Here is a 16676-nt window from a genome sequence, read left to right on the forward strand (position 1 = left end):
TTTAAAGTTTCTGGTTGGGTGCCGATAAGTATTCGAAACAACGGGTTGCAGGTCTTTGACATCGTGGTGAGTTTTGCCGGAGCGGGTGCCCCCACCTACTCCGAAACTTTTTTGTATTCCAGGGTACCCAGGGTGGCGTAGGTAATAATGCGTTTTTGGGCATCAAAATAGTCAATGGTAAAATCGGCCACCACAATGCCCGATGTTATGGTAAGCACCGTGTTGTCTTTATTAAGTTTCCAGGTACCCTTATGGGTTTTATCGCCCACAATACTTTCAAATTTATTGCCCTCTTTAAAAACCTGAAACACCTGGTCGGTTTTGTAATAATCGGCAATGTCTTTGTCTTTGCCTTTTTTGGTCCATTTAACCAATTGCCACTTGCCCAGCAGCTGCTCCTGGGTTTGCGCACTAACCGTAACTGCCATAAAAAACACTACGGCAACAAAAAATAAATTCTTCATAAGTTTTAGTATTTAGTTGAACAGCATAAAGTTAATGAATTTTTATTTCGGTTGACAGCTGTTAGTTGTTGGATTTTGAGTTGCGGGTTTTGGGTTGGGAGTTTTGGGTTTTGAGTTCCTGGTTGATGGTTGGTGGTTGTCGGCACGCCCTGTCATCCTGAGCACAGCGCAGCGGAGTCGAAGGATCTCCGTTCGGCGTTGAGCGTTTTGAGTGTTGCGGGTTGTGAGTCGTTGCGAGGGAGGCACAACCACGGCAATCTAATTCTCTTTTATAAAATATTTAAAAATAAAAAGGTGAAGATTAACTTGGATAGTTAACTTCACCTTTAGCATTGTGATATTAAAAGGGGGCTGATAATAACACTGATTTCCATAATTACTTATTCTATTATTGAACTCATATCAAGTTCCGGATAGTGTGTTTTGGCATAATCTAAAAATTCTAATAGTGAACCCTGATAATTTACCACAAAGTCTATCAACTTATTCTTAGGCTTTCTAAATGTCCTATAAATTTGTTTAACAATAATTTTTTTTGTTCCGTCTTTTAGTTCAGCTATAAATTTACCATCAGGTATATCAACTTTATCATTAAGAATATCTTTAGCTATATGATTGCCCGCAAGAAAATAATTATAATGATTAGTATACTGCCTATTTCCACTAGCAATCTTTTTTGGCAACAATATAATTACTTTACCATTATAGTATGGTAAATCATAATTTCTAGTGCTCCATAATGATGTTAATGGATCATAATACTCTATCGCCGTGTTATATGTTTGAACGCCATACTGAATACATTGTTGTTCAGTGAATTCTGCCAATATATCCCTACTTACGTTAGCAATTGTATCAGACATGATATCTTGCCCAATACCTTTAACCAACAAAAGAACGTTATGCGCTTCATTAGTAATAGTTACACCTTGCTGTGCAAACCTGTTATTTCTTAATGAAACAAAAATAATTTCTGCTTTCAAATCAGCTATACCACTACCTTTGTTACGACCCGAGTAACCCAAACGGTATTCGTTAGGCTCATGTAAATGTGATAAAAACTCTAAACCACCGATTCTATTATTTGGCACAATAAAGTTTCTGTTTAGTTTTTGAAGAAATGCCGTAATCTGCGCATATATCTCATTAACTAACTGTATATCTCTATTGTTAGCAATTAAAAATGGGCAAATAAATGCCGTTAAATCCTCCTCTAGAGGAATGTCTAAAAAATCTACGACCGTGTCGTTTGGAATCCCGAAATGTTCTTTAAAAGTCATAATTTAAAATTTATTTACTATTTATATCAACCTTTGAGTTGTCTTTTTTCAACAAAGTTGCCAGAGCTGCCACTAATATAATTGCCGTAGCAGCATAGATGAATTTCCTTACATCTGAGCCACCTGTCACATTTATACATCTATCCTTATCACAAATACTTAATGAAATATCTTCGAATACCTTATTCATAACCTTATTACTTAACCTTATTACTTACTTTCAATCCTTTCTACTACAAGTTGTTCATCAGCAAACGAAGCTTCTTTTAATTCTTCTTTTGCAAACCAGCTACAACACCATAAATCCATTGTAGTTTTAAATTTTACTGTCATTGCAGGGCTACCACTTTTTAACTTTACAACATCTCCTTCTTTAATCATGAATATTTAATTTAATTGTTATTTTTAATCATTGTTTGATCACTATTTTTCATTTACAATGCCTTAAAAAGGACTATGCCTGATGTTCTTACATCCAGAACGCCCTATTACACTATCTCTTTTAACCATAAGCTAGTTTTTAGCTTTTAACTTGTAACGATTTGCAATCAGCACCTTATCCCCCTATTATTCTGAAAATACCTATTACCATAATCCAGATTAATGTTTGTTTTAATGACATTAAATTTCAATGTTTACATTAGTGTCATTAATTTCTATAATGACAAATATCATGCCGCTTTTAAGAAGACATAAAGTTTTGTTATTTTGTAAATCAATGTTGATAATAAATCAAAAAAGCACTACTTTTGCGGAAGTTTAATTGTGAGTTTAAATGCAATAATATGCTAGATTTTAATTCGGTCTTATACCAAGTCCTTGGTCAAAGAATTAAGGAAAGAAGAGTAGAGCAGGGTTTGAGTCAAATGGAGTTTTCTGATAGAATACCAAGCTTAGGCAGAACCTCAATATCCAATATTGAAAAAGGACGCCAATATCCACCTCTATCTACTATTTACGAGATATGTCTAGCATTGGATATTGATATCCAATCAATCTTACCCACCTATGCAGAAATTGAATCTGTGATTAATTTTTCGCCCGAAAATGAAAAAATTGAGAGGTATATAAGCACTCAAAATTTAGATGAAAAAACACTGGCGCAAATCAGAGAAGTCTTTAAAAAAAATAAAAAATGAAATCAAATTTCAACTACATAGAAGAGAAAGCTGAGGAAATTTTGTATAAATTCGACCTCTTTAAACCCGGTTTTGACATTAAAAAACTGTCAAAAAAAATGGGTGTAACTATAAATGAAGAAGATTTAGGCGACGATGTGTCAGGCTTTTTTGTCATGGTTGGCGGAAATCCTGCCATTACTTATAAAAAAGGAGATAATAAAAATAGATACAGGTTTACTATAGCGCATGAATTAGGTCATTTCATACTACATTCAAAAGACCAACCTATTTTTATTGACAAAAAGCCTACAATGATGTTCAGGAATTCTGCTTCGTCAACAGGCGAAATTTTAAAAGAGCGCGAAGCTAATGCTTTTGCAGCTGCTCTATTAATGCCTAAGAAATTAATAATCGATGAAATCAATAATGCACCAAATCATATTGAAGATGCAATTAGTTATTTATCTGAACAATTTGGTGTTAGCGTTCAAGCAATGTCATTCAGGCTGTCAAATTTGGGATATGGAATAGGGTAATTATATATATCCTAATCATTAAATTTCTATAACTTTTAAAAATGCATGCATTCTCATAATCTAGCTTATAAAATCCCTACGTTTTAAGTTTCTTTTTTCGTGCCGCCGGAAACAATACATTATTAAGTATAAGCCTGTAACCCGGAGAGTTGGGGTGCAGGTCTAACACCGTAGGCGCATCGCCCACACGGTGCTGGTAATCTTCGGGGTCGTGGCCGCCATAAAACGTAAACATGCCCTTGCCCTTAGTACCATGAATGTAACGGGCTTCGCCGTTAATTTTGTTTTCGCCCATAACCAGTACATTGCTCTTAACCATAGTACCCTCAAAAGCAGTAGTCTGGCCCATAAAGCCTTTAACCAGCTGCGTGTGGTTTTGGCACAGCATAGAGGGTATAGGGTCCCACTTGGCCGAGTATTCCATTAGCGTAAAATAGTCGTTATCGGGCAATATACCCGCGCGCTTGTTGGTAGTATCAATATCCGAAAATTCGTATGTAATAGGGTTGCGCTCCAGCGTATAATCTTTAAAGGCAAACGAGTTGTTGTAGTCTATCTTGCTCTGGTAGTTGGCATCGCTTGGGTCGCCATCAAACATAGGCTCGCAAATATCAACACCTTCGGCCGCAAGGGCAATATCAAAACTATCGGTGGCAGAGCACATGGCAAACATAAAGCCGCCGCCAATTACAAAGTTTCTAATTTTAAGCGATACCGCCAGTTTTTCTTCAGACACCTTTTCGTAGCCCAGCTTAGTGGCCAGGGCTTCGGCAGCCTTTTTTTGCTCTATGTACCAGGGTGCGTTGCGGTAGGCGCCAAAAAATTTACCGTACTGACCCGTAAAATCTTCATGGTGAAGGTGCAGCCAGTCAAACAACAGCAACCCATCGTTAAGCACCTGCTCGTCGTACACGGCCGTAAACGGAATTTCGGCATAAGTAAGCACCATAGTAACGGCGTCGTCCCACGGTTGTTTTCCGGGCGGGGTGTACACCGCAATTTTAGGTGCTTTTTCCAGCACCACCGTCTCCATATTTTGCGACGGACTGCTAATTTCGTCCAGTATGCCGTTGGCCTGGCTGTCGCTAAGTACCTCAAAGCTAACGCCCCTAATTTGGCACTCGCGCCTAATATCGTTACTATCGGGCAGTAAAAAAGAGCCGCCCCTGTAGTTAAGCAGCCAGCTAACTTTATACGTTTTATCTAACGCCCAGTAGGTTATACCGTAAGCCTTAAGATGGTTTTGCTGCGTGGTTTCGTCCATTGGCAGCAGTATCATGCTGGCCTTAGCCCCAAAACCCACCACAAGCAACAGTAGTATATATAATTTTTTAAGCGGCATTGTAATAAAGATTTATTCAAAGATAGCAAAATTGATGCCTGTATATATAACTAACCTTTGGCTATTTTATTTTTTAGGAGCAGCCGGCAAAGCGCTTATTGCTAAACGGCGCGCCCCTTTTCGCCTTTATCCCTCCACTGCGTTACGGGGATACCGGCTCTACGGGGGCTAAAGAGGAAGGTGCGGGATACTATAATTAAAACAAAAAGCACAACTCTCGTTGTGCTTTATATCAATATGGATTATCGGTATATTTTATGAAACCAAAAATTTCAATTTCTAAAACTTCGGACTTAATACGGTAAATTATAATATATCCTTTGAATATAAGGTCTCGGATATTATCATCGGCAAAATATATCGACCGCCTGTTTTTATAGGGCATTTTAATAATGTCTTCTATTTCTAAAAGAACATCATTCCTAAATTTTCTCGCTGCTGCTGGCTTATCAAGCGCAATATAATTAAGCTGCTTATTAAATTTAGAACTAAATCCCTGAAGAATTTTAATCTTCATATTTCTTTATAATTTCATCTGTTTCATTTTTAAATTCATCCAGAGTATAATATTTCATTTCGCCTGCATCCATAAGCCGTAATGTTTCATCAAGCTCTGCTTTATCCCTGTAAAATTTATCCGAAACTATTTCCACATCATTCGTATCAAATTGCTGCAATAGCCACATAACATGGTCGTAAACTTTGGCATTAATTTTTAAATGTATTGTTTCCATATCAATTTAGGTTTATTCAAATGTACAAAATTATTTAAAACGCTGTGTAGTTGGTATTAGTGTACGGTTAAACAAAAAGCACAACTTTCGTTGTGCTTCTGTAAGTTATAAACCGGTAAATGTTAACTTTCAAAAGTAACATGCTCGGCGCCATGTACATCTATCTGGCGAATTGTTTCGGTAAGCTCTAAAGTCTGGGCATCGTTGTGTAGCGTATTCATATATCTTTTAATTGTTTGGTTTTTTATTTATTTAGAACGGAACATCATCATCATCCGGGCCAACGTTGTTCATGTTGCTGCCAAAAGCATCGTTGGCGCTTGGCAGGTTTTTGGTTAAAAATTCGGCGCTGCTGCTGTTCATGCTGCTTGGTAGCTCGTCGAACGGAGAGCCAAAATCGTCCAGGTTATCAAATTTACCCAGGTTACCAATAAACTTAAGCCTAATGTTTTCCAAACCACCGTTACGGTGCTTGGCCACAATAAACTCGGCCTGGCCCTGTGTTGGCGACTGCTCCTCATCATCCCACTCTTCAATTTTATAGTACTCCGGACGGTAGATGAACGACACGATATCCGCATCCTGCTCAATCGCCCCGGATTCCCTCAAATCCGATAGTAGCGGCCTCTTGCTCGATCCCCTGGTCTCTACCGCACGCGATAGCTGAGACAGTGCAATTACCGGCACGGCAAGCTCTTTTGCAAGGGCTTTTAAGTTTCGGGAAATGGTAGAGATCTCCTGCTCACGGTTACCGCCGCCCTTGCCGCTTCCGCCGGCCGTCATTAGCTGGAGGTAATCGACAATAATCATCTTAATACCAAATTGAGACGACAGCCTCCTTGCCTTCGCCCTAAGGTCGAAGATAGAAAGCGATGGAGTATCATCTATATAAAGCGGGGCTTTTTCAAGGTCTTTTACCTTGATGCTTAGCTGCTCCCATTCGTGTTTTTCTAATTTACCGGTACGCAGTTTTTCCGACGATAGTCCGGTTTCGCTCGATATCAAACGGGTAATTAACTGTACTGATGACATCTCCAGCGAGAACAGCGCCACGGCATGCCCAAAGTCTATAGCTATGTTTCGTGCCATAGAAAGTACAAACGCAGTTTTACCCATACCCGGCCTTGCCGCAATAATAATAAGGTCGCTCGGCTGCCAGCCCGATGTTAGCTTATCCAAATCGTGAAAACCGGTGGCAATACCACTCAAACCTTCCTTACCTGCAATCTCTTCAATACGTTTTTTAGCCTGTATTACAAGGCTTTGTGCGGTTTCAGAGCTACGTTTAATGTTGCCCTGTGTAACCTCATACAGTTTCGATTCGGCTTTGTCAAGCAGGTCGAATACATCGGTAGTTTCTTCATACGCCTCTTCGGTTATTTCGGCCGAAATGCGTATAAGGCTGCGCTGTATAAACTTTTGCAGAATAATACGCGAGTGGAACTCGATGTGTGCCGATGACGATATTTTTTGTGTAAGCTGGATAAGGTAAAAGTCGCCTCCTGCCAATTCCAGCTTTGCCGTCTTTTTAAGCTGTGCAGATACCGTTAAAAGGTCAATGGGCTGCGTATCGTTAAAAAGCTGTACAATGGCCTCAAAAATGTGTTTGTGGCCCTCTTTATAAAAGGCATCGGGCTGCAGGATGTCTATAACCTCATCAACCCCTTTCTTATCAATCATCATGGCGCCTAATACGGCCTCCTCAAGGTCCAGCGCCTGCGGCGGCAGCTTGCCCTTTTCTAAACTGATAATGGTAGTCTTATCTATCCGCGTAGCGGCGTTAGTATTCCTGTAATTTTCCATAGTGCTAATGTACTTAAATTGGCGGGCGCAACGTTAAGCAATTGTTAAGAGCAGGCTGTTTATAACCTGTTTATAACTAAGCTTTTGTTGTTGATAACCCAAAAAAAATCCGAAGCGGTAAGGCTTCGGATAAAACTTGCAGAAAACGGTGTTTATTCTCTAAACTCGCCCATTTTACTGTACTTATCCATCCTTTGTGCCACTAATTCCTCTGTTGATAAGTCTTTTAGTTCGTTATAACCTTTAAGTATATATTCTTCTACGTTTTTAAAAGTAGTTTCCCTGTCGTAATGGGCACCGCCCAGTGGTTCAGGTATAATATCGTCAATTAATTTTTGTTTCTTCATGTCAAACGACGTAAGCTTTAACGCCTCTGCCGCCTGCTCTTTAAACTCCCAGCTTCTCCATAAGATAGACGAACACGATTCCGGAGAAATTACAGAGTACCAGGTGTTTTCCAGCATGTAAACCTTATCTCCAACACCTATGCCCAATGCACCTCCAGATGCTCCTTCGCCTACTATTATGGTAATGATAGGCACTTTAAGGCGAACCATTTCAAAAATATTCCTTGCAATGGCCTCTCCCTGTCCGCGTTCTTCGGCCTCTAAGCCAGGGTATGCGCCCGGGGTATCTACCAGGGTAATTACAGGTATGCCAAATTTCTCGGCCATCTTCATTAACCTTAGTGCTTTACGGTACCCCTCTGGGTTTGCCATACCAAAGTTACGGTACTGCCTTGTTTTGGTATTAAAGCCTTTTTGCTGGCCTACTATCATAAACGACTGACCGCCTATTTTGCCAAGGCCGCCAATCATGGCTTTATCATCTTTAAACCCACGGTCGCCAAAAAGCTCCAGGAACGTATCGCCTGTTAGTGCCCTTACGTGATCCATAGTGTACGGACGGCTTGGGTGCCTTGACAGCTGAACCCTTTGCCATGCCGTTAGGTTCTTGTATATTTTTTTCTTGGTTTCCTCAAGTTTTTTCTCAATCTGCTTGCAGGTGTTCGACACATCCACGTCCGACTCCTGTCCTATTATTGTGCATTTATCCAGCTGGTCTTCCAGCTCCTTTATAGGAAGTTCAAAATCTAAATATTCCATAGTATAGGCAGATTTTTATAGTTTGTGTGAAGCCGCAAAGATAAAACTTTTTAGTTGAGTATGCCAACGCCTAAAGCCATTTACTTTGCCGCCACGGCTTTGTTCTTAATTATACCGTTGATTATCACAGTTATTAGTATAATGGTAGCGCCCACATAAAAGGTCCACCCCATTTGTTCGTTGTCTTTAAATACAATTAATGCAAGAATTATCCCATAAACGGGCTCCAGGTTTATGGTAAGCATCATGGTGTAGGCCGTAATGTACTTCATAACCTTAACGGCTGCAATTTGCGCGTATGCCGTGCAAAACGAGCCTAATATAAACAGCCACAGCCAGTCGGATCCTGAAAGGGTAAAGAATTCGGCTGTAAACTCGCCGGTAAATAACAGGTACAGTGAGAAAAAGAATATCCCCCCCAAAAGTTCGTAAAACGATATGGTTACCGGGTTGTGCTCTTTAGCGAATTTGCCGTTTATGATAGCGAAGAGTGCCGATAATGATGCCGATAGCAGGGCAATCAATATCCCCCAAAAAAGGTTATCGGCCTGTGCGGGCATCCCGCTAAAAACATTGCTAATAGCGGTTGCCGTAAAAGGCCCTGCTGCTATTTGCGAGGCTACCTCCAATAAGTATTCGCCATAAATAATAATGCTTAGCGCGATAATTACAATGCCGCCCATAAGCAGCTCATAGCCCACTATCTTTTTTCCGTAGAGTACTGATTGCAATAGCGATGCAAAAAACGCCCCTGTTGACAGGCATGCAAGTGTGATGGAGATGTTGCTAACCTTTATAGCCTCAAAAAATGTAAACCAGTGCAGTGCAATTACAAGTCCTGCCAGGGTAAATTGCACAAAGGCTTTACGCGAAATTTTTAGCGGGGTTTTTACCACAACGGCATAAACCAGCATGAGCGCCACGCCTATGCACATCCTGAACCACACGAGCGGAAACGCCCCAATGGTTATAAGTTTGCCAAGCACGGCAGTAAAGCCCCACACAAATACTATAAAATGAAGGTGCAGGTAATTTTTAAGATTATCGCCTTGCATTCCGTAGCAGGTATATGGCCAGTAAGCCAAAGGTTATATTGGGTATCCAAACGGCAATGAGCGGAGAAAATGCCGATTTCTCGGCCATGGTGCCAAATACCTTATCAAAAAATATGTACACAAACGCCAGCACTATGCCCAGGGCAAGGTTTACCCCCATACCGCCACGGCGTTTCATGCTCGATACCGCCACGGCAATAATGGTTAATATAAAGGCCGATGTTGGTATACTGTATTTCTTGTACTTTACTACCAGGTAGGCATTTATATTACCCGACCCTCGCGATTGCTCTTTCTCTATAAAGCGGTTAAGCTCGCCCAGCGTCATGGTCTCTGCCGCGTAAATGGTAGGCGTAAGATCGTCTGGCTTAAAGTTGAATTTAAAGTTTTTAGATGGGGCCGCTTCCAGCTTATCGCCATCTATGCCAATGGTGCGTTTGTTGTAGCCCGTAAGGGTGTAGGTACTGTCTTTCTCGTTCCATTTAATAGAACCAGCCGTAACCTTATACACAAGTTTGTTGTCTTTAAAACTCTCAAGGTTAAAGTTATAACCGGTTTTATTCTGATAGCTAAAGCTACTTACATAAATATATTCGTTATCGCTAATTTGCTTATACACATCGGTACTTTGCCGTATTTCGGGGTTATTTTTAAGGTATTGGTACCTAAAATCGTTAAAGCCCTTACTGGCCTTTGGCACAAAGAAAAAGCCCATAAGTAACGCCAGTATCGATATAAACGTGGCCCCAACTATATAAGGCCTTAAAAACCTCTCGAACGATATACCCGACCCCAGTATGGCAATAATCTCTGTATTATTAGCCAGTTTGGAGGTAAACCATATTACCGATAAAAACAGGAATATTGGAAACAGTAAATTAGCAAAATAGATGGTAAAGTTGCCGTAATACAGGGCAACCTCTTTAAAGGGCACATTTTTGGCCAGTATCTTATTAATTTTCTCAGATACGTCTATAACTATCCCGATGGGGATAAACATAAGGAGCATTACAAAAAAAGTGGCCAGGTAGCGCTTAAGTATGTACCAGTCTATTATCTTCACGTTGTGCTTTTCTTAATCAAATATAAATAATTAAAGCCTTTGGCTCATTTGCTTTACCATTTTTTCTTTCCAGGCATAAAAATCGCCTGCAATTATATGCTCGCGGGCCTCGCGCACCAGCCACATATAAAAGCCAAGGTTATGTATGGTAGCAATTTGCTTGCCTAAATATTCGTTAGCCGCAAATAGGTGCCTTAAATAAGCTTTGGTGTACTGGGTATCTACATAGGTTATACCCATCTCATCTACCGGAGAAAAATCATCTTCCCACTTTTTGTTCTTAATATTAATGGTACCGTTTGCCGTAAACAGCATACCGTTACGTGCATTACGGGTAGGCATAACACAATCGAACATATCTATACCTAACGCAATATTTTCTAAAATATTTATAGGCGTGCCCACACCCATAAGGTAACGGGGCTTGTCTTCGGGTAAAATGGCGGTAACCACCTCGGTCATGGCATACATTTCTTCGGCAGGCTCGCCAACGCTAAGGCCGCCAATAGCATTACCCACAGCACCGGCATTGGCAATATATTCGGCACTTTGCTGCCTAAGGTCGGTATATGTGCTACCCTGAACAATAGGAAAGAATGCCTGGCTGTAGCCGTATTTAAACGGAAGTTTTTCCAGGTGCGTAATACAACGGTCCAGCCAACGGTGCGTCATGTGCATAGAGCGCTTGGCGTAACGGTAGTCGCATGGGTACGGCGTACACTCATCAAACGCCATAATAATATCGGCGCCAATGGTACGCTGAATTTCCATTACGCTCTCCGGCGAAAAGAAATGGTACGACCCATCTATATGGCTTTTAAACTTAACACCTTCTTCTTTAATCTTTCGGTTAGCCGAAAGCGAATATACCTGGTAGCCGCCACTATCGGTAAGGATAGGCCTGTCCCAGTTCATAAATTTATGAAGCCCGCCCGCTTTTTCCAGTATCTCGGTTTGCGGACGAAGGTATAAGTGGTAAGTGTTACCTAAAATAATATCGGGGTTAATATCTTCTTTAAGTTCGCGCTGGTGCACGCCCTTAACAGTACCCATGGTACCCACGGGCATAAATATTGGGGTTTGTATAACACCGTGATCGGTAGTCAGGGTGCCTGCCCTTGCTTTACTAAGCGGGTCTTTTGTAACTAAATCAAATTTCATGGTTCTCTTTTACAGCGTGCAAAGATACTATTTCAGATTTTAGATTTCAGATTTTAGATTAAGAAAAGAGAAGAGGGGATGATGGATGGGAGATAACGGATGAAAGACATAATGATAAAGGCCAAAAAATGTATATTTGATACACCAGCTTTAACCTTATGAAACGATTCCACCTATTTTTACTCCCCCTTTTAGCTACCTGGTTTTTTTTGTGCAAGAAAAACAATGACACCGAATTTAAAAAACAAATTTTAGGCGAATGGAAGTTTGTTAAATATTGCGATAGCACAAAGCAAAAAGATATGTTACTTTTATTGCCTCCACCTGAACATCGCGCACAAGGATTTGAGTTTTTAAATAATGGCTTGTGCAACAATAAATTAGGGATTTTTATATATAAAAAATATAAAAAAGAGGATAATCTGCGTTATTATGGAGGTGAGAAAACCAGATATAAAATTGAAGATGACAGTCTGGAAGTATATTATCCTGAAACAAAGAAATGGCGATCAGATAAAATATATTCCATTACAAAAGACACTCTTGTACTAAAAATTTCAGATAGCCTTTATACCAAATATGCAAGGCTTCGCTATATGATTGATCCAAAAGAGAGATACGATAAAATAATTGTGTCGTCTTCCGGCTGTTATGGTTCCTGCCCTATTACCAACATTAGCATTAGCAATAATGGAAGTGTAATTTATAACGGCTTTAATTATACTACTAAAAATGGCCTTTATACCTCTAAAATTTCCGGAAGACAGTATTTAGAAATGGAAAATAATTTTAAAAAGGCCGGTATCTCAAAACTTGAAAATGATTATCAGGCAACTCATACCGACGATCAAACAATTACTGTAACCTTTATTAAAAATAACAGGATCTATAAAACGATAAGCGATTACGGAAGTGAGTCCCCCGCAGAATTTCAGTGGGCTTACAGGCCTGTTATATTTTTACATCAGCATCTTAATTTAAAAGGTCTTAAAACGGAGGTTCCAGAAATTCCACAAACATTTAAATGGGAATTGGAATTTGAAACCGCAACAAAAGTTTGCTACTTAACCAAGTCTGAAAGTTTTTTTCTTGGAACAGAACTTTTAAAGGGCAACTTAACCAATGTAAAATTTGCACCTAAATATACCATAGAATATTGGGACGGCGATAAAAAGCAAAATATTTTTACCGACGGAAGATGTTTTACCTTCACAACTAAAAATAAAAGTAAAACAATAGATTTGGGCTATAATTTTTTAGAGCAAAACAACCTGCTTCAAAAATTTAAAAACAAGAAAAAAATCGATTAAATTATATCACGCTATAAATTTGGACAAATAGACTCAATAAAAAGAATGTGGAAAAATAATGGCACTTATACAGTTAGCGGGTTATACAACGTTGGCTTTGCTTCTGGAAGGGATTTGATATTGGTGTTATCTGCACAGGGGCAGGGTATATTTGACTGTACCACAGGCCTTAAAGTTGCCAGTGATTATAAAAGCGACTGGTGGGATAATTATAACCAGACTACAAATACCATTGCCGGCTTTGATTGCCTGCAAAATATTAAGATACATACTTGCGGATTATACAATCCTGATAATCTTTTAAAAATAACACAGGATGGCTGGACACTGGAAGTATCTGAACCCGAACCTGACTATATGCCTTTTGAAAATTATTTAGTTCAAAAAATCTACCTTGTCTCGCCCAATAAAACAGATCGCATTTTTATTACCAACGATGGCCCCTGCGAGTTAAGGGCTTTGGGGTTTTCTGATACCGGCAATAGCTTTATTGTTGCATTGTCATGCGAAATAATTATTTATAGCAGAGAGTAAAGATTAGCCTACAACTCCAGCTTAAATACAGTACCGCCTTTACCTCCTAAAAAACCCATATTACTTTCGGTTTTCATTACCCCGTCGTAACTTTCCCATCGGCCATCAGTTACAGAAAACCTGCCTGTTGCTGTGTGAGACAATTTCATAAATGCTTTACCCTCATTAACAGCACCCATCATCCCCCCAAGCGGATTATTAAAATCGCCAGACACATATTCAGTTATATCGTATTTAATTACAGCTATTTTCTTACCACCAACTTCTTCTATTTTTTCAATAAACACTTTATTGTAGCTGTAGGCAGAGTCTGCCACAAAGTTCTGATCCATTTCTATAAAGTGTACATTTAATTTCCAGAATTCACCAATTTTAACCGGCTTGTTTGGTAATTCAAACAATACAGCAATAAGGTTTACCTGACCGTTTTTATAATAAGTACTTAAAATTTCTCCCCCTTTAGAAATTCGTCCCCTTAAAACAACATTTTTATTAAGGCTTGCCATGCTCCTAAATAAATTTCTCATCACCAGGCTATCGGGTTCAGCTCTTGCCCTTTCTTTCTTCTTTTTATCTTTACGCTTCTCTTTTTTTGTAGCGTTCTCCTGGTCTCTGTCGGCAAATAATTTAGTAAAATCATCCTGCCCTTTGCTACCTAAAGTATCTTTATCTGCTTCTAAACACATTGCAATATCAATAGCCGAAATGTTTTTTAAATTAGGCTTTAAAATTGTCCTGTAGGTTTGTCCTTCGCTCATTTTTGCCAAACCCTTCATCATTCCTTTAAAAGGAGACTCCACAGCGGCAGTATCAGTTAAAAACGGCTCCATAGTAGTTTTATAGCTAATAGAATCGTTTTTACCTAATCTCCATTGCAAGTCTATAAACGCACCAGATTGCGCAATGGCATTGCACGCCAATAGTAAAAAGGTAAACAGGAGTAGTTTTCTTAATTTCATACAAGTTTAATTATGCTCAAAAATAGTATTTTAATTTACCCTTTCGGCTACAGCTAAAAAACTTTCAATCTAAAATCCCAGCATCTAATTCCCTAAGCACCTCAGCATCTCTCTTAAGTGTTCGAAACACACTTAAACCCGCACCAATGCTAATAACTTTACTTACAACCCGCGGTAAAATAATTTGCCAGTAGTAAAAAATAGAATTACTTTTACCTCAGTTTAACTTTAACCTATACAATGAAGCCTAACATACAACAATTAAACGACTTAACTATCCAGGTAAGGAGAGACATTTTGCGCATGGTACATGCCGTAAACTCCGGCCACCCGGGCGGCTCTCTTGGCTGTACAGAATTTATGGTAGCCCTTTACCAGGCTTTAATGGAGCGCAAAGAAGGCTTTGACATGGATGGCCTTAACGAGGATATGTTCTTCCTTTCTAACGGACACATTTCACCTGTATTTTACAGCGTTTTGGCGCGCAGCGGCTACTTTCCGGTGGCAGAGCTTGCTACCTTCCGCCTGCTAAATTCAAGGCTTCAGGGCCACCCAACAACGCACGAAGGCCTGCCGGGCGTTCGTATTGCATCGGGTTCTCTTGGCCAGGGCTTAAGCGTTGCAATTGGTGCTGCACAGGCTAAAAAGCTAAACGGTGACAGCCATTTAATATACACCCTGCACGGCGATGGCGAACTACAGGAAGGCCAGAACTGGGAGGCTATTATGTATGCAGCAGCCTACAAAGTAGACAACCTTATTGCTACGGTAGACGTTAACGGCAAACAGATTGACGGCCCTACAGACGAAGTACTTAACATGGGCAGCATTGGTGCCAAATTTCTTGCTTTTGGCTGGGATGTGGTAGAAATTCAGCTTGGTAACAACCTGGAGGCTATTATTGCCGGCATGACAGAGGCTAAAGCAAAAACAGGACAAGGCAGGCCGGTTTGTGTATTATTACATACCGAAATGGGTAACGGCGTAGATTATATGATGCACACCCACGCATGGCACGGCAAAGCACCTAACGATGCGCAGCTTGAAACCGCTTTTGCACAAAACATTAGTACGCTTGCCGATTATTAATTTTTAGATGATAGATATTAGATAATAGATGTTAGACAGCTTCGGGCCACTTTAACGCTTCTTTCTCAATACTCAAGTCTGACTACTCAATTCTAAACAAATGACAAAATACACAAATACAGGAAATAAAGATACACGCTCTGGTTTTGGGGCGGGCCTAACCGAACTGGGCCAGACTAACGAAAATGTGGTGGCGCTTTGTGCCGACCTTATAGGTTCGTTAAAAATGGACGATTTTAAAAAGAACCACCCTGAGCGTTTCTTTCAGGTCGGTATAGCAGAGGCTAACATGATTGGTATGGCGGCAGGCCTTACCCTTGGCGGAAAAATTCCGTACACGGGTACATTTGCCAACTTCTCTACAGGAAGGGTGTACGACCAAATTCGCCAGTCTGTAGCTTACTCAGACAAAAACGTAAAAATATGTGCCTCTCACGCCGGCTTAACACTGGGCGAAGATGGTGCTACCCACCAGATATTAGAAGATATAGGGTTAATGAAAATGCTTCCGGGCATGACGGTTATCAACACCTGCGATTATAACCAAACCAAAGCAGCTACAATTGCAATTGCAGAATACCACGGTCCGGTTTACCTACGTTTCGGCCGTCCGTCGGTTGCTAACTTTACGCCGGAGAATGGCGAGTTTAAAATCGGTAAAGCTGTGCTTTTAAACGAAGGTACCGATGTTACCATTATTGCCACAGGCCACCTTGTTTGGGAAGCCCTTATTGCTGCCGAAGCTCTTGAGGCTAAAGGCATTTCTGCCGAAGTAATCAACATACACACTATTAAACCGCTTGACGATGAGGCTATCTTAAAATCTATCGCTAAAACAGGTTGTGTGGTTACTGCCGAAGAGCACAATATACTTGGCGGACTTGGCGAAAGCGTTGCCCGTGTACTATCTTTAAACAATCCTGCACCACAGGAGTTTGTTGCCGTACAGGACAGCTTTGGCGAATCTGGAACTCCAGACCAGCTAATGGAAAAATACAAGCTAAACAACCAGGCTATCGAGGCTGCAGCCGAGAAAGTTATTGCAAGAAAAAAGTAATTTTTCTTGCTTAAATATATCAAATCCCGAAGTGAAAGCTTCGGGATTTTTTACTTTATTAT

Annotated in this window: 19 protein-coding genes; 6 read left to right on the forward strand and 13 right to left on the reverse strand. The window is 40.2% G+C overall.

What is annotated here, in order from left to right; all coding sequences use genetic code 11:
- Positions 1-95: 95 nt before the first annotated feature.
- The 4 genes from G509_RS0102840 to G509_RS23070 all read right to left on the reverse strand — a co-directional run bounded on the left by G509_RS0102840 (position 96) and on the right by G509_RS23070 (position 2125).
- Positions 96-464 carry a lipocalin family protein gene (locus tag G509_RS0102840; protein WP_026990140.1) on the reverse strand — a complete coding sequence of 123 codons (369 nt, stop codon included), beginning with the start codon at positions 462-464 and terminating at the stop codon, positions 96-98.
- Positions 465-844: 380 nt separating this feature from the next.
- Complete coding sequence (locus tag G509_RS0102845) at positions 845-1744, reverse strand: hypothetical protein (RefSeq protein WP_117590892.1); 900 nt, start codon at positions 1742-1744, stop codon at positions 845-847.
- Between the two features lie 10 nt (positions 1745-1754).
- On the reverse strand, positions 1755-1934 hold the full coding sequence (locus G509_RS0102850; protein ID WP_026990142.1) for a hypothetical protein: 180 nt from the start codon (positions 1932-1934) through the stop codon (positions 1755-1757).
- 20 nt (positions 1935-1954) lie between these two features.
- Positions 1955-2125: a DUF2158 domain-containing protein gene (locus tag G509_RS23070; protein ID WP_081663230.1), complete on the reverse strand. Its 171-nt coding sequence runs from the start codon at positions 2123-2125 to the stop codon at positions 1955-1957.
- 404 nt (positions 2126-2529) lie between these two features.
- Here G509_RS23070 and G509_RS22720 point away from each other — a divergent pair, with 404 nt between their 5' ends.
- Complete coding sequence (locus G509_RS22720; RefSeq protein ID WP_026990143.1) at positions 2530-2883, forward strand: helix-turn-helix domain-containing protein; 354 nt, start codon at positions 2530-2532, stop codon at positions 2881-2883.
- The gene (locus G509_RS22725) at positions 2880-3401 is read left to right on the forward strand and encodes an ImmA/IrrE family metallo-endopeptidase (protein WP_051199920.1); all 522 of its coding nucleotides are present in this window, start codon (positions 2880-2882) and stop codon (positions 3399-3401) included. The genes G509_RS22720 and G509_RS22725 overlap by 4 nt, the downstream gene beginning before the upstream one ends.
- A gap of 76 nt (positions 3402-3477) precedes the next feature.
- Here the strand turns inward: G509_RS22725 and G509_RS0102870 are convergent, their stop codons facing one another.
- The 8 genes from G509_RS0102870 to tgt form a co-directional block, all read right to left on the reverse strand.
- Complete coding sequence (locus G509_RS0102870; RefSeq protein ID WP_026990144.1) at positions 3478-4743, reverse strand: hypothetical protein; 1266 nt, start codon at positions 4741-4743, stop codon at positions 3478-3480.
- Between the two features lie 232 nt (positions 4744-4975).
- The gene (locus G509_RS0102875) at positions 4976-5260 is read right to left on the reverse strand and encodes a type II toxin-antitoxin system RelE/ParE family toxin (protein ID WP_026990145.1); all 285 of its coding nucleotides are present in this window, start codon (positions 5258-5260) and stop codon (positions 4976-4978) included.
- Positions 5250-5477 (reverse strand): hypothetical protein, encoded by a 228-nt coding sequence (locus G509_RS0102880; RefSeq protein WP_026990146.1) that lies wholly within the window; start codon positions 5475-5477, stop codon positions 5250-5252. Before G509_RS0102880 ends, G509_RS0102875 begins: the two co-directional genes overlap by 11 nt.
- A gap of 252 nt (positions 5478-5729) precedes the next feature.
- On the reverse strand, positions 5730-7280 hold the full coding sequence (gene dnaB, locus G509_RS0102890) for a replicative DNA helicase (protein ID WP_026990147.1): 1551 nt from the start codon (positions 7278-7280) through the stop codon (positions 5730-5732).
- 152 nt (positions 7281-7432) lie between these two features.
- Positions 7433-8386, reverse strand: coding sequence for an acetyl-CoA carboxylase carboxyltransferase subunit alpha (locus G509_RS0102895; protein ID WP_026990148.1), 954 nt, complete (start codon positions 8384-8386; stop codon positions 7433-7435).
- Between the two features lie 80 nt (positions 8387-8466).
- Positions 8467-9441, reverse strand: a complete 975-nt coding sequence (locus tag G509_RS0102900) for a DMT family transporter (protein WP_026990149.1) — start codon at positions 9439-9441, stop codon at positions 8467-8469.
- Entirely contained in the window at positions 9428-10504 is a 1077-nt protein-coding gene (locus G509_RS0102905) for an LptF/LptG family permease (protein WP_026990150.1), read from the reverse strand. The genes G509_RS0102900 and G509_RS0102905 overlap by 14 nt, the downstream gene beginning before the upstream one ends.
- Positions 10505-10534: 30 nt before the next feature.
- Entirely contained in the window at positions 10535-11665 is a 1131-nt protein-coding gene (gene tgt, locus G509_RS0102910; protein WP_026990151.1) for a tRNA guanosine(34) transglycosylase Tgt, read from the reverse strand.
- Positions 11666-11823: 158 nt separating this feature from the next.
- On the opposite strand from tgt, the gene G509_RS0102915 reads away from it, so the two are divergent.
- A complete protein-coding gene (locus tag G509_RS0102915) occupies positions 11824-12975 on the forward strand; it encodes a DUF6438 domain-containing protein (protein ID WP_026990152.1) in 1152 nt (383 codons plus the stop codon).
- Positions 12976-13020: 45 nt separating this feature from the next.
- The gene (locus tag G509_RS0102920) at positions 13021-13509 is read left to right on the forward strand and encodes a hypothetical protein (RefSeq protein ID WP_026990153.1); all 489 of its coding nucleotides are present in this window, start codon (positions 13021-13023) and stop codon (positions 13507-13509) included.
- Positions 13510-13517: 8 nt separating this feature from the next.
- Here G509_RS0102920 and G509_RS0102925 read toward each other — a convergent pair whose 3' ends face one another.
- Positions 13518-14468 carry a hypothetical protein gene (locus G509_RS0102925; RefSeq protein WP_026990154.1) on the reverse strand — a complete coding sequence of 317 codons (951 nt, stop codon included), beginning with the start codon at positions 14466-14468 and terminating at the stop codon, positions 13518-13520.
- A gap of 240 nt (positions 14469-14708) precedes the next feature.
- Here G509_RS0102925 and G509_RS0102930 point away from each other — a divergent pair, with 240 nt between their 5' ends.
- A complete protein-coding gene (locus G509_RS0102930) occupies positions 14709-15557 on the forward strand; it encodes a transketolase (RefSeq protein WP_026990155.1) in 849 nt (282 codons plus the stop codon).
- A gap of 100 nt (positions 15558-15657) precedes the next feature.
- A complete protein-coding gene (locus G509_RS0102935) occupies positions 15658-16614 on the forward strand; it encodes a transketolase family protein (RefSeq protein WP_026990156.1) in 957 nt (318 codons plus the stop codon).
- Positions 16615-16676 lie beyond the last annotated feature (62 nt).

Source organism: Flavobacterium subsaxonicum WB 4.1-42 = DSM 21790, assembly GCF_000422725.1.
Classification (GTDB): domain Bacteria; phylum Bacteroidota; class Bacteroidia; order Flavobacteriales; family Flavobacteriaceae; genus Flavobacterium; species Flavobacterium subsaxonicum.